This window comes from Desulfuromusa ferrireducens (assembly GCF_055389805.1).
This window is the reverse complement of sequence record NZ_AP042415.1, coordinates 4,157,910-4,173,673: the sequence shown is the minus strand read 5'-3', so window position 1 is coordinate 4,173,673 and position 15,764 is coordinate 4,157,910. Positions and strand designations below refer to the sequence as shown.

Sequence of the window (15,764 nt, the reverse complement as noted above, 5' to 3'; positions counted from 1 at the left end):
CCCGCACCTGGAAAGTTGCTGCGCAGGTTTCTGCATAAATCTGCTGACAAGGATTAAACGATGAATAAAATAACGCCAAGTGCGGAAGAAATACTCGAGTCTTTGTGGATTGTCACTGTTGAAGGGGATGACGTTGGTTGTCTGCTGAGTGATTGCGGGCTGCCCGCAGAAGAGCTGCAGCTCGGCATCGTTGAATTAGTCAAACGGGCATACATCGAAGTTAAAGGTGATCGTCTTTACTTGCGTAAAGAAGGGCGTGCCGAGGCGCAGATGACAGTGCGCCGGCATCGATTGGCGGAACGTTTGATGATGGACATTCTCGATATCCAAGGCGACGAAGGAAACGAGCAGGCCTGTGCTTTTGAGCACCTGCTGCATCAGGGCGTCGATACCAAAATCTGTACCCTGCTCAATCATCCGACCACCTGCCCGCACGGCAAGCCGATTCCCCCCGGAACCTGTTGTGAAGAAGCGCGGCAAAAAGGCTCGCCGGGGATTGTTCCGTTGACCGAGCTGAAATCGGGTGAAGCGGGGGAGATTGCCTATCTGGCGGCCAGTGACGGCAAAAAGATGCAGAAACTTATGAGCATGGGGGTGTTGCCGGGCAGTGAGCTGAACTTGGTGCAGACCTTTCCCAGCTATATCTTCAAGGTCGGACATTCTCAGTTTGCGGTCGATGATAATCTGGCCCGCGAGATACATATCCGCCGGTCGGTAAAATGATTTCCCAATAAGGGCGATCCACTGGATCGCCCTTATTGGTTTATTTGAGATTAGCAGGGGCGATCTACGGGGTCGCCCCAACTGTTTGCAGGGCTGTATTTCTTCTGCTGTTTGCGCTATACTCCCCGGCCATTCATTATGAAATTAGGAGAAAACATTATGTTCCGTGAGCCAAAAGAGAGCGTTAAAGAATTACAGGAAAAACTCCAGGAATTATGGAGGTATCTTTGACGTCCCTGGCAAGAAGGAGCGGGTTTTAGAATTAGAGGCGGAAATTGCTCGGCCGGAATTCTGGAATCGTGGCGAGCAAGCACAGGATCTGCTCAAAGAGCGGACCTCGTTGCAGAAAATTGTTGAAAATTGCGATTCGGCCAACCAGCAGATTGAAGATATTTTACTGCTGATCGAGTTGGGTGAAGAGGGCGAAGACCAGGAAACCCTCGAAGAGGTCAACGCCATGTTACCTGACTTGTCGGCACAGATCGACAAGATGGAGTTCGCGCGGATGCTTTCCGGTGAGCATGATGCCAATAACGCCACCGTGAGTATCAACGCCGGAGCCGGTGGTACCGAAGCTCAGGATTGGGCTGATATGGTGCTGCGTATGTACCTGCGCTACTGCGAGCGCAAGGGGTTTAAGACCGAGTTGACCGAATATCTGCCTGCCGATGAAGCGGGTATCAAGAGCGCGACCTTTACCGTCGAGGGTGAATATGCCTACGGCTATCTGCGTGCCGAAAACGGTATCCACCGTCTGGTCCGGATTTCTCCTTACGACGCCAGTGCCCGGCGGCATACCTCTTTCTGCTCGGTGTTTGTCTTTCCAGAGCTGGATGACTCGATCGAGGTCGAGATCGAGGACAAGGATCTTAGGGTCGATACCTTCCGCGCCAGTGGTGCCGGTGGTCAGCATATCAACAAGACCGACTCGGCGATTCGGATCACACATATCCCGTCCGGGGTGGTTGTTTCCTGTCAGAATGAGCGGTCGCAGCATAAAAACCGGGCGACGGCGATGAAGCAGCTCAAGGCTCGCCTTTATGAGTTGGAAGTCCGCCAGAAAGAGGAAGAAGCAGCGGCTTTTTCCGAAGATAAAAAAGAGATCGGTTGGGGGAGCCAGATCCGTTCTTACGTCCTGCATCCGTACCGAATGGTCAAAGATCATCGCACCAGCCACGAAGTTGGCAATACCGATGCCGTTCTCGATGGCGATCTAGAAGGTTTTATAGAGGCCTACCTGCTACAAGGAAAGTAGATTTGTCCGAGTGGATTGCTTTAGAACGATGTCCCATTTTTACGACGTTTTTTATATGCATAGAAGCGCCGTAAATGCTTGACTCGCGAGGGTAATTCAGCTAATTTCACCGGTTAAAAATCCCCCGCACAAAAGGAGCTGATCGATGCAAGATTCCGAGATTCCCGTTGGCCTGACATTTGATGATGTCTTGCTGGTTCCTGCCCATTCGCAGGTCCTTCCCAAAGAGGTCGATCTGACCACCAAGTTGACCGCATCGATCACGCTGAATATTCCGCTGCTTTCGGCGGCGATGGATACGGTGACCGAATCTCGTACGGCGATCTGTATGGCCCGCGAAGGTGGACTGGGGATTCTCCACAAGAATATGTCTCCGACTGAGCAGGCGACCGAGGTCGACCAGGTGAAAAAATCGGAGAGCGGCATGATTGTCGACCCGATCACCATGGGCCCGGATCAGAAGATTTATGAAGCGCTGGCGGTGATGAAAAAATATCGCATCTCCGGTGTGCCGGTGACCAAAAACGGCCTGCTGGTTGGTATCATGACCAACCGCGATCTGCGTTTTGAAACCAATCTCGATCAACCGATCTCCAACGTCATGACCAAAGACAAGCTGGTCACCGTTCCTCCCGGAACGACCCTTGAAGAAGCCAAGTTTCACCTGCATAAGCATCGTATTGAAAAATTGCTGGTGGTTGATGACGACTTTGCCCTTAAGGGACTGATCACCATCAAGGATATTGAGAAGGTTCGCAAATATCCAAGTGCCTGCAAGGATGAGTTGGGTCGTTTGCGGGTCGGTGCTGCTGTGGGGGTTGGTGCTGATCTGGACGAACGGACTGCAGCTCTGGTCGCTGCCGGGGTTGACCTGTTGGTGGTCGATACCGCTCATGGCCATTCGCAGGGGGTTATCGATGCCATTGCCAAACTTCGTCAGCAATATCCAGCCTTGCAATTGATGGCTGGAAATATCGCCACCGGTGCCGCAGCCAAGGCTTTGATCGACGCTGGCGTGGATGCTGTTAAGGTTGGTATCGGTCCAGGATCAATTTGTACCACTCGCGTGGTTGCCGGGGTCGGCGTGCCGCAGATCACCGCTATTCAGAGTGTTGCCAAGGTCACCCACGCAGCCGGTATCCCGCTGATTGCCGATGGGGGTATCAAGTTCTCCGGCGACCTGCCGAAGGCGATCGCAGCTGGTGCCGACATCATCATGATCGGTTCGCTGTTCGCCGGCACCGAAGAGTCACCTGGCGAGACCATCCTTTATCAGGGGCGGACCTATAAGTCTTACCGTGGTATGGGTAGCCTTGGAGCTATGAAGCAGGGCAGTAAGGATCGCTACTTCCAGGCAGATGAAGCTGACGTCAAGCTGGTTCCCGAAGGGATTGAGGGACGCGTTCCTTTCCGTGGCCCACTGTCTGATAATATCCATCAATTGATGGGTGGCCTGCGCTCCGGCATGGGTTATACCGGTTGCCGGACGATCAAGGAATTGCAACAGGACAGCCAGTTCGTACGGATTACCAACGCCGGTTTACGCGAATCCCACGTGCATGATGTCACCATCACTCAGGAAGCTCCCAACTACCGCATGGAAAGAGGAAACTAGCCTGATGAGTGATCTTCACAATGAAAAAATTTTGATTCTCGATTTTGGTTCCCAGTACACACAATTGATCGCTCGTCGGGTACGCGAGTCGCATGTTTATTGCGAACTGCACCCCCATGATATGGGACTGGCTGAAATCAAGGCCTTCAATCCCAACGGGATTATCCTCTCCGGTGGACCAAAGTCGGTTTATGAAGAGGGTGCCCCGCAGATCGAAGAGGAGCTGTTTGAACTCGGTATTCCAGTGCTCGGTATCTGTTACGGGATGCAGCTGATGAGCCGCCACTTCGGTGGTGAGGTGATTGCTGCCGGCAAGCGAGAATACGGTCATGCCGAGCTGCTCGCGGTTGGCAACCCAGGTCCGCTGTTTAACGGTTTTTTCGTTGAAGGTAAAAGTCCGGTCTGGATGAGCCACGGCGACCATGTTGAAACCATGCCACAAGGTTTTGAGATGATTGCCAAAACCGCCAACGCTCCAGTCTGTGGTATTCAGAATGTTGCGCGCAACCTTTATGGCGTGCAGTTTCATCCCGAAGTCAATCACACCCCGCGTGGTGATGTGTTGCTGAATACCTTCGTGCGTGAAATCTGCAATTGTAACGGCAACTGGACTCCGGGCAAGATCATCGAAGATGCCGTCGCTCGAATCAAGCAGCAGGTTGGCAGCGATCAGGTGATTCTCGGTCTTTCCGGCGGCGTCGATTCTTCGGTGGCCGCAGCGCTGATCCACCGCGCAATCGGTGACCAGCTACACTGTGTCTTTGTCGATAACGGTCTATTGCGACTCAATGAGGGCGATCAGGTGATGGCTACTTTTGCCAGCAACATGGGGGTCAAGATTACTCGTGTTAATGCCCAGCAGCGGTTTTACGACGGACTGGCCGGTGAAGCCGATCCGGAAAAGAAACGCAAGATCATAGGTGGCCTGTTTGTCGATATTTTTGAGGAAGAATCAAACAAAATCGAAAATGCCAAGTGGCTGGCGCAGGGAACCATCTACCCGGATGTTATCGAGTCGGCCGGAGCGAAAACCGGCAAGGCACATAACATCAAGAGTCACCACAATGTCGGCGGTCTGCCTGACTACATGAAGCTGGAACTGCTTGAGCCGCTGCGTGAACTGTTTAAAGATGAAGTGCGCACCGTCGGCGAAGAACTCGGCCTGCCTCATCAGATGGTTTGGCGGCATCCGTTTCCCGGCCCCGGTTTGGGAGTGCGGATTCTCGGTGAGGTCAAGGAAGAGTACTGCGAAATCCTCCGCCGCGCCGATGCTATTTATATTGAAGAACTCTACGAGAGCGGGCACTACCACAAAATCAGTCAGGCCTTCGCCGTCTTTTTGCCGGTCAAGTCAGTCGGCGTTATGGGCGATGGTCGGACCTACGAATATGTCGTCGCCTTGCGTGCGGTTGAAACCAAGGATTTTATGACTGCTGGCTGGTACCCGATGCCTTACGAAGATCTGGCGCGGATTAGCGGTCGGATTATCAACGAGGTCAAAGGCATCAATCGCGTCACCTACGATATTTCCAGCAAACCGCCAGCGACTATCGAGTGGGAATAGGAAATAGGCGTAACCTATTGAAATAACATACATACTCAGTTACAAAGAACTTACAAAGGCCCTTGATTTTCAAGGGCTTTTTGTTTTATGGTTACAAAGAAATCTACAAAGTTACTGATATTATTGAAAACAATGAGAATGGAGTAGTTTTGTGAGTAGTTTCATTGAAGTAAGTCATTCAGTAATGGGTGGTAAAGGAACAATAATCAGAACCACACAATCAGGTGACGTGTGGCAAGTTAGAATATGGATACCTACAGAAAGAAAATACGTTCGTAAGAGTCTAAAAACAAAAGATTTAGATACAGCATTCAAGCGAGCTGAAGAAAAAATATTTGAAATCTATTCAGATATGAAGTCAGGAAGAAAGATATTTGGCATAATTTTAAATGAGTTAGTAAACGAATATGTTTTATATAGAAGTGAAGATGTTATAGACGATACTATAACAGCAGGTAGATTGACTACTATCAAATCTCAACTGAAACACTTCTTGAGATATAAGGGCGAGAACACAAAAGTATCAGAGCTTGACAATGAAAGTTGTTATGAGTATGCAAGGTGGTGTAGGTCACATAGAGAAGGTGTAAAGGATGTTACGATAAGAAATGAACAGGCAACACTAAACCATATGATAAAGTGGGCTTATCGTAAAGGGTTCTCACATTTCAACTTCTTTGAGTTCAGAGTATTGAGAGTTAGAAGCAATGAAGATAGTAGACGAGGTGTATTTACTCTTGAACAATATGACGAATTAGTAAGAAAAATGCGTTTATGGATTAGTAAAAAGAGTTGTAGCAATGATGAGGTATTGAGAAATGAACGTTTTATGATACGTGATTGCATTCTGATAGCCTCTAACTCAATGCTCAGGGTGGGGGAGTTGTGGCAATTGCGTTGGAAAGACGTTATCAAGTTTGAAGATATAGTAGATGATATCGGTTATAAACACAAATTAGTGACCGTCAAGGTTAGAGCAGAAACCTCTAAGGTAAGAAAAGAAAGAACTATAACGGTTAGAGGGGGTGAGTATGTAGAAAGATTGAAGAAACATTCTATCCATACTGAGCCTAATGATTATATTTTTTGTGGAGTAAGTGGTAGTGAACGTTTCCCAAAGAAAAAGTTTTATGGTTACTGGCACGAACTAATGGAAATGGTTCATATTAACTATAAGGAAGATAAAATATCTTGGTATTCACTAAGGCATTTCGGAATTACTTGCCGACTTTTGGCGGGGGCAACAGCAACTCAAGTTGGAATGTTGGCTGGAACTGGAACAACATTCATAGATAATCATTATGGTCACTTGAATGAAGAAATAGCGAAGTCTGTAGCAATGAAAAACTTCCACTTTGATAAAGATGGTATTAGGGAGCATTGATGATGTGTCTGGCTTGGTCTGTGGCAAACGTTCTTGCTATTTGACAGGGTAACTCCTATATCAGAACGTGTTTGTGTGATACGTGGGTTATTTATCCATTGATTGAATCCAACGAATAAGTTTATCAAAATGGGGTTTGTGGAAGACCTTACATCCTATCTGACTAACTTTTTTACAATCATTAGGTTCAATATTCCCCGAATAAATTGTTTTGTGGTCTGGTGGGATTTTACATTTCATTTCATCCAAGCGATTGAGAAAATCTACACCAGTCATTTCGGGCATTTCATTGTCAACGATTAGAATATCACAACAAGGTTTGTCTTCGGGGCATTGGTTTGTGTTTCTTATGTTCAAGAAACAAACTGGATTCTCAAATGTGTCAACCTCATATCCGTAATCAGGGAGGATTTCTTTGAGTGTTTGACGAACTGAACTATCATCATCAATCACAAGGGCTTTTTTGATGATCTGGTTCTGGTTTGTTATTTTCATTTGATACTCCTATGATACTCCTATGATACTCTTATGATACTCCCTCCCATATATCTATCTAATTAACACTTCTGTGTCAAACGTTATCGGTTGGGAGGGAAACCCCTGTATCAGAACAAGAAAACCCCTTGTAGGATTGATACAGGGGTTTTCTATTGGTTGTCTGTCTGTTGTCTGTTCAGGGGGTGAGATTAGATAAGTCATCACCACCCTTACATTCAAGAGTGATATCTTCAAAATCACTTGAGTTTTCTATTGCCTCATTCAAGAACAATTTGAATAATTTATGGAAGTTATAGTTCCTTCTCTTCAATTCGTTCACTAAATCTCTTTCTTGCTCGGTTATTGATATGGTCAGCTTGTTATACTTTGCCATTATCCTTCTTTTTCCTTGTAATATTTCTCAATACAGCCCCTAATATATTTCTGAATGTTTACATAATGTTTATTCTTCAATGTTTCAATCATTTCAATCTGTAAATCAGTAAACCGAATAACATATCTGTTGTTTACTTTTTCTTTCATTTCATGAGTTCCATCACACAAGAGTAATCGTTCATTACTACCACTCTATAGCCTTGAGCAAATCCTTCATTTAGAACTATGGCAATCTTGTCTACACTTGTTGGTAGTGATATTACCTTGTAATGTTCTTGTTCTGTATCAATGTTGTTTTGTTCCATTGTGCTTAGCTCCTTGTGTTGAAATATGAAAAAAGAATCGTCTGTATTTGAGTGTATTGGTTCATAGTCTTTGTGTAGCAATTCAAGTAATATCTCTGAAATTGTATGATAGTTTCCCGGCATTGGAACTACTTGATATGGCACATAAGGTTTTTGAATTCGTTTCTTGAATATATTCATTCTTTCCCCTTGTTGTTCGTTCTTCATTGTATTTATAAAAGAATGGTGGTCTTTGGTTGTCTATAGTTGAACAAAAAGAAACCACCCTGAAATTAATCAAGGTGGTTTAGGATTTGAGGCGTTGAATGGATGTATCAACAGAAGAGACAAGAGAAGTGATATCAAAAACAAAGACTAACTTATCAGGAGTTGATTAGAAAGGGATTTTGACCTCCCTTGTCTCTTCATATGTATTTATGAAATTAACACTCTGCCCAACTGATAATATTACTATCTTCAATCACAAAATCAATCACATCATTACTATCTTGAAAACCTCTTTCAGTCAGCATAGAAATGTATAATTCACAATCGTTTATCTTGCCAGTCAATTCCTGTTGATGGAAATAGTCAATGATATATACAAGGTTATCATTGTGTAGATTACAAGAATTACTTTTATACAATTGATAGAAACCATAAATCAATTTATTGTATGTCAACTTTTGTATGTCTGGTTTCTTGAAACTAATTCTTTTTCGCATTATTCCAATCGGTAAGAATAAACTTACCTTCCCTTATCTCATATTCTCTATTCTCATTGATGATTAGTTCAAGGAGTGGGTGAAAGGTTGTTATTCCAGTAATGAATAATCGTTTTGATACTTCTTGAAAAGGTTTATCCTCAAGTTGGGCAATATCTTCAAGTATTCTTATTTGTTTATCATCAAGATAGAAACTAACCTTCTTCAATCTTCACCTGCCCTTCAATGGTAAGGAACTCTACAAGGAAATAGTTGTTGAATATTTCACGAACCAACCTTGATTTAGAGATGTTCCTTTCATTGGCAAAATTATTCAATAGTTGATTTTGTTTGGCATCAATACTAATGGTTATTCTTTCCATTTCACTTGTCATCATTCAACCGTTTATATTTCAAATAATGTGATCTCTCTATAGATGGAACAATCAGGTCTATATTGGTTCTATTGTCTATACGAAAGTATGTTAGCTCACCGTAGTTCTTTTCAAGATATTCTCTTACCTCTTGTGGAGAAGTTGCAACTATCTGTGCTGACCATTCTTCACCGGTTGAACTTTCAAACATTTTATATATCGTCTTGAATAACATCATCACAGCCACCTAAACATTGACTTATCAATCTTCTTTACACTTTCAGTTAGTTCTTTGTCTTTCTCAAACGTAGGTTCTTCTAATGATAATTCCTTGAATACACGTTCAAGACCAAGAACATCATAAATCATTTTTAGATATTCAAGACCTTCTGCCGTCTCAAGTTCGCCTTTTACTTCCTTCAATTGGTTCAATCCTTCTACATCAATCTTCCATTCAAGTAGGGTTGAAACTATATGTGCTTGTTGTTTATTCAATTTAATATTACTCCATTATTATAATTTTGTTGGTCTTCCTTCTATATGGTGCAATTTACTACTAACTTGCAGTTGAAAATGCACAAGTATGTCTAATTCCATTTGTGTAGTTTCTGTTTTAGGGTCTTCAATTGCATCTGTAATCTTTGCATAAAGTTCATCAAGAGACCTGTATTGTTGGTCTTCTGTCTGTTGAGATTGAATGTTGTTCAATTTGTCTACGATTATTTGGGCGAACTCTTCACCCTCAAAACGTTCTGGAACCACGATTTTCAATGCTTCGGAAAGTTGTAATTCTTCATTCTTCATTCCAATTGTCATAATCATAAGGGCTTTGTTGTGATACAATTTCTTCAAAGATTTGTCTTTACTGGTAATAGATGCAATCACTAACAACTCTGCTGCCGATAATGAAAGGGTTTTTGAAATTTCTTTTGATGATAATTTCCTTTTTATTATCTTTGATAGTAATTTGATTGCGGATCTATCATCACCCTTTTGATTTTTTTTGTCATTACGAAATAGAGACAAAAACTTTCGTTCTAACAAAATTGACAAATCCATTCCTTTCAATAATGGTTGAACACCTTCATAAAGATAAATGAACTCTTCAAGCTTGTTTTCTATTGGCAGGTCTTTCCATTGTTCCTTTCGTTTCAACTCTGTAAATTGTTCCTTCAAGCTTTTCATGTTGCTATTACTCCAAGTCGTTTTTATTACGTTCAAAGAGTATTTATAAAAGTTCATAGCTTTATATGAACAAATTGATAATTAATTTGTTGTAGAAATAAAAAAATCACCTACCAAGCAAATTGATAAGTGATTTGGAAGTAAAGATGGTATGGTTTTTGTGCTTATATACTTATAATTTACCCCCGGCGGTTTATAAACCTTAGTCTATAGGGAGAAGGTTCTTATGTCAGCTTACCTCAAATTGTTATTTCAACTCGTTTGATAATGTTGGTGGTGTATGGATGGGTAATGGGGGGGGGGTGGTGTATGGATTGGTATTGGTGAAATGGAGAAAGTAACCACCCCCAGGCATCGTTTTATTCAAGTGGGTAATGGTAGGGTAGGGTTCAAGTGATCTGGTTGATTGTAGGGGGTATTCTTGACGGGTTGTTATTGAGTGTTGTGGAACTAATGAAGTAGAAATGACTTGGCAGGGAGTAAGTATCTGTAATCATTCGTGTCAAGCGCAATATTAGCGAGCTTGAATGAAAGTAAAGATTAGAACCGTAGGCAAAAAGAAAGGTAAGCACATGAAATCACTTACCTTTCCGGTGTTTGTGTGTTGGTTGTGTTATTCGATACCGTATTTCTTCTTTTCTTTCTTCATCACACTACGTAAATGTGTTTGTGTGGTCTTATTGAATATATCTTCTTCTATAAAATCGTTCCATTCTTTTGTATAGACAGTGAAGGTTTCTTTACGGTCGGCTTCGTAAGCAACATCTTTAACACTGTTTAGGTTTGCGAGGAAATCAATGACAAGTTGTGGTTCTTGCTTGAACAGTGCTGGCATACCAACAATGTAGATCAATAGCTCCCTTGATGCCTTACTTACATCAACCTTCACCATAAACTCTATACTATCCTTTAGTGAAGTCAGTAAGTATTCACCTAATATGCCACCAAAATGGTTTTCACTATAGTCTCTACCTAATTTGTAGAACTCACTGGCAGTTTTATAACTCTTCTTCTTCATAATTACCCCTCTATCAATGGTTTATGGATTGTTGGAAATCGTTAAAAATGAATATTAGCATTGTCTCACACGAAGTCAAAGTGAAATCTGGGTAGGTAAGGTGTGGGTAGTGGGGTTAGTGTCTCTTGCAGAGGGAACCAGACAGACAGAACCCCCTCTTCTGTATCAGGGTAAAGAGGGGGGGGATACAGAAGAGGGGGTAACCCGAAGGTTTCAAGTAATTTACACTTACATTGATTTCATTTCAACAGTTTATATTTTCAACCTTTTCAATAACTCGTTTGACGGTGTTAGGTTTCCATTCACCTTTTCTTGAGGTTCTATAACCTTCATCATTCAAGAATTGACAGATACCACGAAGTGAAAGACCTTCATCCCGTTTTACTTTGATGATGCCATACATAGTCAATGCAAAATCAGTAGATGTTTTTGAACGACTAATAGATGAAGATTTAGAACCATTCAATCTATCTTCCTGTGTCAAGTTATCATTACCAAGCTTTACACCTTTAGATTTCAATACTTTCAATGCTGCTTTTGTTCTAATTGATATCTGTTCTCTTTCCCATTCGGCCAGTGCGGCAATGATATGTATGGTTAATCTATTTGCATCTGGCATATCACAACAAACAAAGTCAATCTTACTTTCCATCAAGGAAGAAACAAAAGCGACATTTCTACTCAATCTATCTAATTTGGAAATAATAAGGGTAGAAGAGGTATTGCGACAGAAGTTAATAGCTTTCTGTAATTCCTTACGGTCGTTCTTCTTGCCACTCTCTACTTCTACAAACTCCTTCAAGATGTTCCAATCACCACCATTCAAGTAAGTTTCAATAGATTGCCTTTGCCCTTCAATGCCAAGACCATTCACACCTTGTTTTGTGGTGCTAACACGCAAATAAGATACAAAGTTTTTCATGGTGGTTACCCCTCTCAAATGGTTTGTTACGTTTTCAATTTGAACCTTTATGTAAATGTAACGCTCAGTAAGTAGTTATGCCAAGAAGTATAATTATAAAAATCACTCTTAGAGGTATAGGGCTGGCATGAACTTGCCAGACAATAACTATGCCAAGTTTTAAATCATACCAAGTTGCAATTCTGGCAGTAATTCTAATAAAAAAGAATGACTGAGTAAGAGGTGGTTATACAGAAGGTAATAATTGAAGGAGTCAGAAAAGATACTAAATATAGATTATAAGGGCCGACCTAACCAGAGAGAGGAACGATAATGGCAAGATACATTTTAGATGAATATAGAGACTTACGGAAGAAGAAACAAATCAAGGTGAACATTGATGAAGAAATGCTGTATTGGCTTCAACGACTATCGCAGATGAATGAAAAACAGGATCGCGACGATAATACATTACAAAGGGTCATTCGTGGAGCCCTGTTCATACATCTGAAACAAAAATTACCAAATCATTTCAAGATGGATAAGGAAACATTCTTGAGATGTAATGAAAGAACTGGAAAGTATACTGGTGGAAACGAAAGATGGTAGTAATAAGTATTGTTGGTCTAACTTCACCATTCTTTAAATTTATGCTTAGTTTGTTAATAATATTAATTTTGCCAGCTTGTTACTTTTCCATCCTCTGTGTATATATAAACATTATTGTGGTATACCCACTGCTTATGTGTGCCATATTTATTTGTAGTGGAATTTACTTTTTTAGGTTTGCCAAAAATACACTGCAGTGCCAGTTCTGATGTTCCAATATTAACCTTTCCTGAATCTACCTGTTTCCATTCCTTTACAGTCAAGGCGTATAACAGCTTAAGTCTAGCCCTTACAGTATTATCATTATTGATTGAGTATGTGTGGCATAATTGTTCTTTGTTCATACTGACAATTTGAGACCTTTTAAGGTCTGCACATCCTGATATGAAAATTAGAATAGTAGCAAGACAGATGATTGATGTTTTCACGATTCGCCCATTTTATCTATATATAAGCCTAGAACCTTTAATAAATTATGATACTCATCACTGTTTCTTATATTCAGGGTTGAACCGTTAATGTCGGCGTTCTGTATGTTTTCCTTTACTAGGTTTATAAAGTATCCATCAGAACTGTCAAAATTGTAGTTCAATACGAATGGAATGGAACCCTTCTCACCAATATTAGTTGTTAATTCAAGTTTAATATGCTTTAAGCTGTTTACAGATTCAATCTTCTTCCTTAGGCCGTCTGGTGAAAAAATTTTACCTTCATGAATTAGTGTCATTATTGTTTTTCTGTCTGTTTCGTTGGGTGTCATTATTCCCCTCCGTTTATTAAGTCTGAAAATTTTAAACCTTACCACCGTAAAGCGTTATGTCAATAAATTCACAACTACAATGGTTAGCTCCTTTTCATTTACATGTTATTTTAAATCTAACATAAATTATAATATTCAGGTTCAAGTTCAGGGGGCTATTCAGGGGGAGGGTGATTATCGACCTTGAATAGAGAACGTTAGTTCTCACGCCCCTATGGGTTCTTTCATATAAGTTCCTTCAATCAAGTTCATTCAAAACAAGTTCATTTATCTACTTGAGATTTATTGTCTGTATCCCTTGATATGAAATGGAAATACGTCAACATTTATACCATTGAAAGTTTCTCACAGGAAACCAGAAGGTTCTCACAGGAAACCAAACGTTTCCCACAGGAAACTTTAGGGTTCTCACAGGAAACCAAATTGACCACTTTATAGCCATTGTTCATAATCAGAGTTGAATGAATAACACTGCCGCAACTCACTACTACTATCAATAATGATGTTTCTTTTCAGTAGGCTGTGAATGACTTTATGAACCTGTGATTTAGATAAACCAGTTCTGTCTTGGATTGTCTTTCTCTTCACGTTGATAAAACTTCTCTTTTTGTCGGCGGTTATATTCCAAAGGATATAGTTTATTACTTGATGTTCACTTGATGTGAAACCACCTTGACAGAGCCTAAAGAGTATTTCAGGGTTTATCATTCTATATACACCCTGTTCTGATTTCCTGATATGGCTCCTAGCTGGTTCTTTTGTCTTTGCCCTTGTCTTGGTATGGGTTCTTACTGGTTGAGCTGGTGGCGGTGTTGTTTTAGCCAGGTATGATGTTGGGCTTCTTTCTGGTTGGTTTTTGATTGTTTCGTGTAATTCATTAAGTATAGTATCTTTTTTGTCTAACAATTTCCTTTCTCCAATTTAGGTTATTGGAGGCATTACAATATAAATACAAGTAGACTTTGCCTTGCATTTATTTGTGAGACTCCTTGAGGGGGTATTAGTCTATTGCTAATACCCTTTTTTTATTCTTCAATCACTATTGCCTTCAATCATACATATCAAATAGTAACATCTTGCTTGGTGGTATGCTGTTTCTCTTGCTACTCGATTGATATCTTGCTTCACCATTCTGATTTCGTCTGGCAGTGATGTAATTTCCTTTTCCATCGTCTTTACTTCTTCAATATTCATAGGTTGTAGTTCTCCTTATCTTTGATGGCTGTTCTAATAGTATGTATCTCACTTCTAATATAATTGAATAATAATTGAGCTTTCACATCTGGTTTGTGCCAGCGTCAAACTAAAGTTCTTATAAATAATTCTATAGTCATTGGTTTCACCTTCCTTTGATTATACTCATTGTTCGTTTTGTAGAGTCTGTTCTTGTCGGGCAGGCCCTAATTTTATCTTCCGTAATTAGTTCGTCTATCTTCTTTTAGTTCTGAAACATCGATACTTGAATGCTTTTCAACATATTCAACTAATGCAGATAGTAATAGGTCGGCTGTTGATTTGTGGTTTAGTAGCTTGCCTATGCTGATAATTTTTTCTCTCTCATTTGGTGTTGCTTTGAACTTCACATACGCACTGCGGTTCACTCTCATATACTTACCTCTCATATTTTATTAGGCGGCGTCTCGTTGTCTCTAACTTGCTCCGTCTAATATTATTTATAAGAAGTTCACGACCCCTTGACTTACTACTTGTAAAACCTTGATGCCAAAGGATTTACGGGAACGGGTAGTGGTGTGTTAGGCGTAAGTGAGCGCAATTATAGATAATGATTAGGGAAAAATAATAAATGAAAGGATATACAAAGTTTGTTACAATGGCGTCGTGTGTAGGTAATCAATTGGGTTTTATTGAATGCACATAAGTCGGTGTGTTACAAAGTAGTTACAAAGGCGAAAAGCGACACGATATAATGCTAATAAAAACAAGAGTATATAGGCTTTGGATTAGTCGTAGATTATTGAGTGGGAATAGGGCTTGTGGCCCTGTTGATATCGGATTGAAAGTAAAAAGCCGTCAGAGATCTCTGACGGCTTTTTTTGTCGACAGAAGAGGACCATCCGCAAAATATGCACACTGATTTGGCCGCTGAAATTGCCCTTAACCCGAAGCTCTGCCGTGAGTGTGGAGGGCGTTGCTGCAATGGGAGTCCGGGACTTTGGGTCGATCCGCGACGTTTTTTCAATATTTTTTTTGCCGGTCGAGCGCTATCTCTTGACGAGCTGAGGGAGAGGTTGCCACACCTCGGGCTGGTGTTGTGGGAAAAGAGAGGTGTGCCGATTCCGGCCCCGGCATCGGTTTTTGATGGCTGTTCTTTCCGGCTTCGGGACGGTTGTCGGCTGTCTGTACAAGAGCGCCCTTGTCAGTGTCTGACTTTGATTCCAAACGAAGAAACTCTTGCGCATGAGGGGTGTGTCTGCCGCTTGCCGGAAGACTTCAGCTTCGCACGGGCGAAATTGGCGTGGGCTGCTTATTGGCAGGAGCAACGTGATTGAAAAAA

18 protein-coding genes are annotated in these 15,764 nt (G+C 41.6%); 7 read left to right on the top strand and 11 right to left on the bottom strand.

Going from position 1 to position 15,764, the window contains the following annotated elements:
• The first annotated feature begins 60 nt into the window (after positions 1-60).
• From ACZ5PT_RS18765 to ACZ5PT_RS18745, 5 genes are all read left to right on the top strand, one after another.
• Entirely contained in the window at positions 61-723 is a 663-nt protein-coding gene (locus tag ACZ5PT_RS18765; RefSeq protein WP_464264544.1) for a metal-dependent transcriptional regulator, read from the top strand.
• Positions 724-882: 159 nt separating this feature from the next.
• Positions 883-1,978 (top strand): peptide chain release factor 2 gene (gene prfB, locus ACZ5PT_RS18760; protein WP_464264543.1). Its coding sequence is split into 2 segments (ribosomal slippage): positions 883-951 and positions 953-1,978, totalling 1,095 coding nucleotides; the frame shifts between segments, so codons are not numbered across the junction.
• 145 nt (positions 1,979-2,123) lie between these two features.
• Positions 2,124-3,593: an IMP dehydrogenase gene (guaB, locus tag ACZ5PT_RS18755; RefSeq protein WP_464264542.1), complete on the top strand. Its 1,470-nt coding sequence runs from the start codon at positions 2,124-2,126 to the stop codon at positions 3,591-3,593.
• Positions 3,594-3,597: 4 nt separating this feature from the next.
• A complete protein-coding gene (guaA, locus tag ACZ5PT_RS18750) occupies positions 3,598-5,157 on the top strand; it encodes a glutamine-hydrolyzing GMP synthase (protein WP_464264541.1) in 1,560 nt (519 codons plus the stop codon).
• Between the two features lie 151 nt (positions 5,158-5,308).
• On the top strand, positions 5,309-6,541 hold the full coding sequence (locus ACZ5PT_RS18745) for a tyrosine-type recombinase/integrase (RefSeq protein WP_464264540.1): 1,233 nt from the start codon (positions 5,309-5,311) through the stop codon (positions 6,539-6,541).
• Positions 6,542-6,628: 87 nt separating this feature from the next.
• Here ACZ5PT_RS18745 and ACZ5PT_RS18740 read toward each other — a convergent pair whose 3' ends face one another.
• From ACZ5PT_RS18740 to ACZ5PT_RS18710, 7 genes are all read right to left on the bottom strand, one after another.
• A complete protein-coding gene (locus ACZ5PT_RS18740) occupies positions 6,629-7,036 on the bottom strand; it encodes a response regulator (RefSeq protein WP_464264539.1) in 408 nt (135 codons plus the stop codon).
• A gap of 521 nt (positions 7,037-7,557) precedes the next feature.
• Positions 7,558-7,899, bottom strand: coding sequence for a hypothetical protein (locus ACZ5PT_RS18735; RefSeq protein WP_464264538.1), 342 nt, complete (start codon positions 7,897-7,899; stop codon positions 7,558-7,560).
• A 507-nt stretch (positions 7,900-8,406) separates the two neighbouring features.
• On the bottom strand, positions 8,407-8,631 hold the full coding sequence (locus tag ACZ5PT_RS18730; RefSeq protein WP_464264537.1) for a hypothetical protein: 225 nt from the start codon (positions 8,629-8,631) through the stop codon (positions 8,407-8,409).
• Positions 8,632-9,013: 382 nt separating this feature from the next.
• Positions 9,014-9,271, bottom strand: coding sequence for a hypothetical protein (locus ACZ5PT_RS18725; protein ID WP_464264536.1), 258 nt, complete (start codon positions 9,269-9,271; stop codon positions 9,014-9,016).
• 18 nt (positions 9,272-9,289) lie between these two features.
• Positions 9,290-9,961: a hypothetical protein gene (locus ACZ5PT_RS18720; protein WP_464264535.1), complete on the bottom strand. Its 672-nt coding sequence runs from the start codon at positions 9,959-9,961 to the stop codon at positions 9,290-9,292.
• A gap of 613 nt (positions 9,962-10,574) precedes the next feature.
• Positions 10,575-10,979, bottom strand: coding sequence for a hypothetical protein (locus tag ACZ5PT_RS18715; RefSeq protein ID WP_464264534.1), 405 nt, complete (start codon positions 10,977-10,979; stop codon positions 10,575-10,577).
• Positions 10,980-11,223: 244 nt separating this feature from the next.
• Complete coding sequence (locus tag ACZ5PT_RS18710) at positions 11,224-11,901, bottom strand: recombinase family protein (RefSeq protein WP_464264533.1); 678 nt, start codon at positions 11,899-11,901, stop codon at positions 11,224-11,226.
• Positions 11,902-12,213: 312 nt separating this feature from the next.
• On the opposite strand from ACZ5PT_RS18710, the gene ACZ5PT_RS18705 reads away from it, so the two are divergent.
• A complete protein-coding gene (locus ACZ5PT_RS18705; protein WP_464264532.1) occupies positions 12,214-12,489 on the top strand; it encodes a hypothetical protein in 276 nt (91 codons plus the stop codon).
• Between the two features lie 62 nt (positions 12,490-12,551).
• Here the strand turns inward: ACZ5PT_RS18705 and ACZ5PT_RS18700 are convergent, their stop codons facing one another.
• The 4 genes from ACZ5PT_RS18700 to ACZ5PT_RS18685 all read right to left on the bottom strand — a co-directional run bounded on the left by ACZ5PT_RS18700 (position 12,552) and on the right by ACZ5PT_RS18685 (position 14,443).
• Positions 12,552-12,917, bottom strand: a complete 366-nt coding sequence (locus ACZ5PT_RS18700) for a hypothetical protein (protein ID WP_464264531.1) — start codon at positions 12,915-12,917, stop codon at positions 12,552-12,554.
• A complete protein-coding gene (locus tag ACZ5PT_RS18695; RefSeq protein WP_464264530.1) occupies positions 12,914-13,249 on the bottom strand; it encodes a hypothetical protein in 336 nt (111 codons plus the stop codon). Before ACZ5PT_RS18695 ends, ACZ5PT_RS18700 begins: the two co-directional genes overlap by 4 nt.
• A 432-nt stretch (positions 13,250-13,681) precedes the next feature.
• On the bottom strand, positions 13,682-14,155 hold the full coding sequence (locus ACZ5PT_RS18690) for a hypothetical protein (protein ID WP_464264529.1): 474 nt from the start codon (positions 14,153-14,155) through the stop codon (positions 13,682-13,684).
• Between the two features lie 126 nt (positions 14,156-14,281).
• Positions 14,282-14,443 carry a hypothetical protein gene (locus ACZ5PT_RS18685; protein WP_464264528.1) on the bottom strand — a complete coding sequence of 54 codons (162 nt, stop codon included), beginning with the start codon at positions 14,441-14,443 and terminating at the stop codon, positions 14,282-14,284.
• Between the two features lie 890 nt (positions 14,444-15,333).
• On the opposite strand from ACZ5PT_RS18685, the gene ACZ5PT_RS18680 reads away from it, so the two are divergent.
• Positions 15,334-15,759 (top strand): hypothetical protein, encoded by a 426-nt coding sequence (locus ACZ5PT_RS18680; RefSeq protein WP_464264527.1) that lies wholly within the window; start codon positions 15,334-15,336, stop codon positions 15,757-15,759.
• Positions 15,760-15,764 lie beyond the last annotated feature (5 nt).

Bases quoted from the DNA above. Each gene is read 5' to 3' on its own strand.
- ACZ5PT_RS18765 (WP_464264544.1), top strand. From the start codon at position 61: ATGAATAAAATAACGCCAAGTGCGGAAGAAATACTCGAGTCTTTGTGG.
- guaB (WP_464264542.1), top strand. From the start codon at position 2,124: ATGCAAGATTCCGAGATTCCCGTTGGCCTGACATTTGATGATGTCTTG.
- guaA (WP_464264541.1), top strand. From the start codon at position 3,598: ATGAGTGATCTTCACAATGAAAAAATTTTGATTCTCGATTTTGGTTCC.
- ACZ5PT_RS18740 (WP_464264539.1), bottom strand. From the start codon at position 7,036: ATGAAAATAACAAACCAGAACCAGATCATCAAAAAAGCCCTTGTGATT.
- ACZ5PT_RS18735 (WP_464264538.1), bottom strand. From the start codon at position 7,899: ATGAATATATTCAAGAAACGAATTCAAAAACCTTATGTGCCATATCAA.
- ACZ5PT_RS18720 (WP_464264535.1), bottom strand. From the start codon at position 9,961: ATGAAAAGCTTGAAGGAACAATTTACAGAGTTGAAACGAAAGGAACAA.
- ACZ5PT_RS18715 (WP_464264534.1), bottom strand. From the start codon at position 10,979: ATGAAGAAGAAGAGTTATAAAACTGCCAGTGAGTTCTACAAATTAGGT.
- ACZ5PT_RS18710 (WP_464264533.1), bottom strand. From the start codon at position 11,901: ATGAAAAACTTTGTATCTTATTTGCGTGTTAGCACCACAAAACAAGGT.
- ACZ5PT_RS18705 (WP_464264532.1), top strand. From the start codon at position 12,214: ATGGCAAGATACATTTTAGATGAATATAGAGACTTACGGAAGAAGAAA.
- ACZ5PT_RS18695 (WP_464264530.1), bottom strand. From the start codon at position 13,249: ATGACACCCAACGAAACAGACAGAAAAACAATAATGACACTAATTCAT.
- ACZ5PT_RS18685 (WP_464264528.1), bottom strand. From the start codon at position 14,443: ATGAATATTGAAGAAGTAAAGACGATGGAAAAGGAAATTACATCACTG.
- ACZ5PT_RS18680 (WP_464264527.1), top strand. From the start codon at position 15,334: ATGCACACTGATTTGGCCGCTGAAATTGCCCTTAACCCGAAGCTCTGC.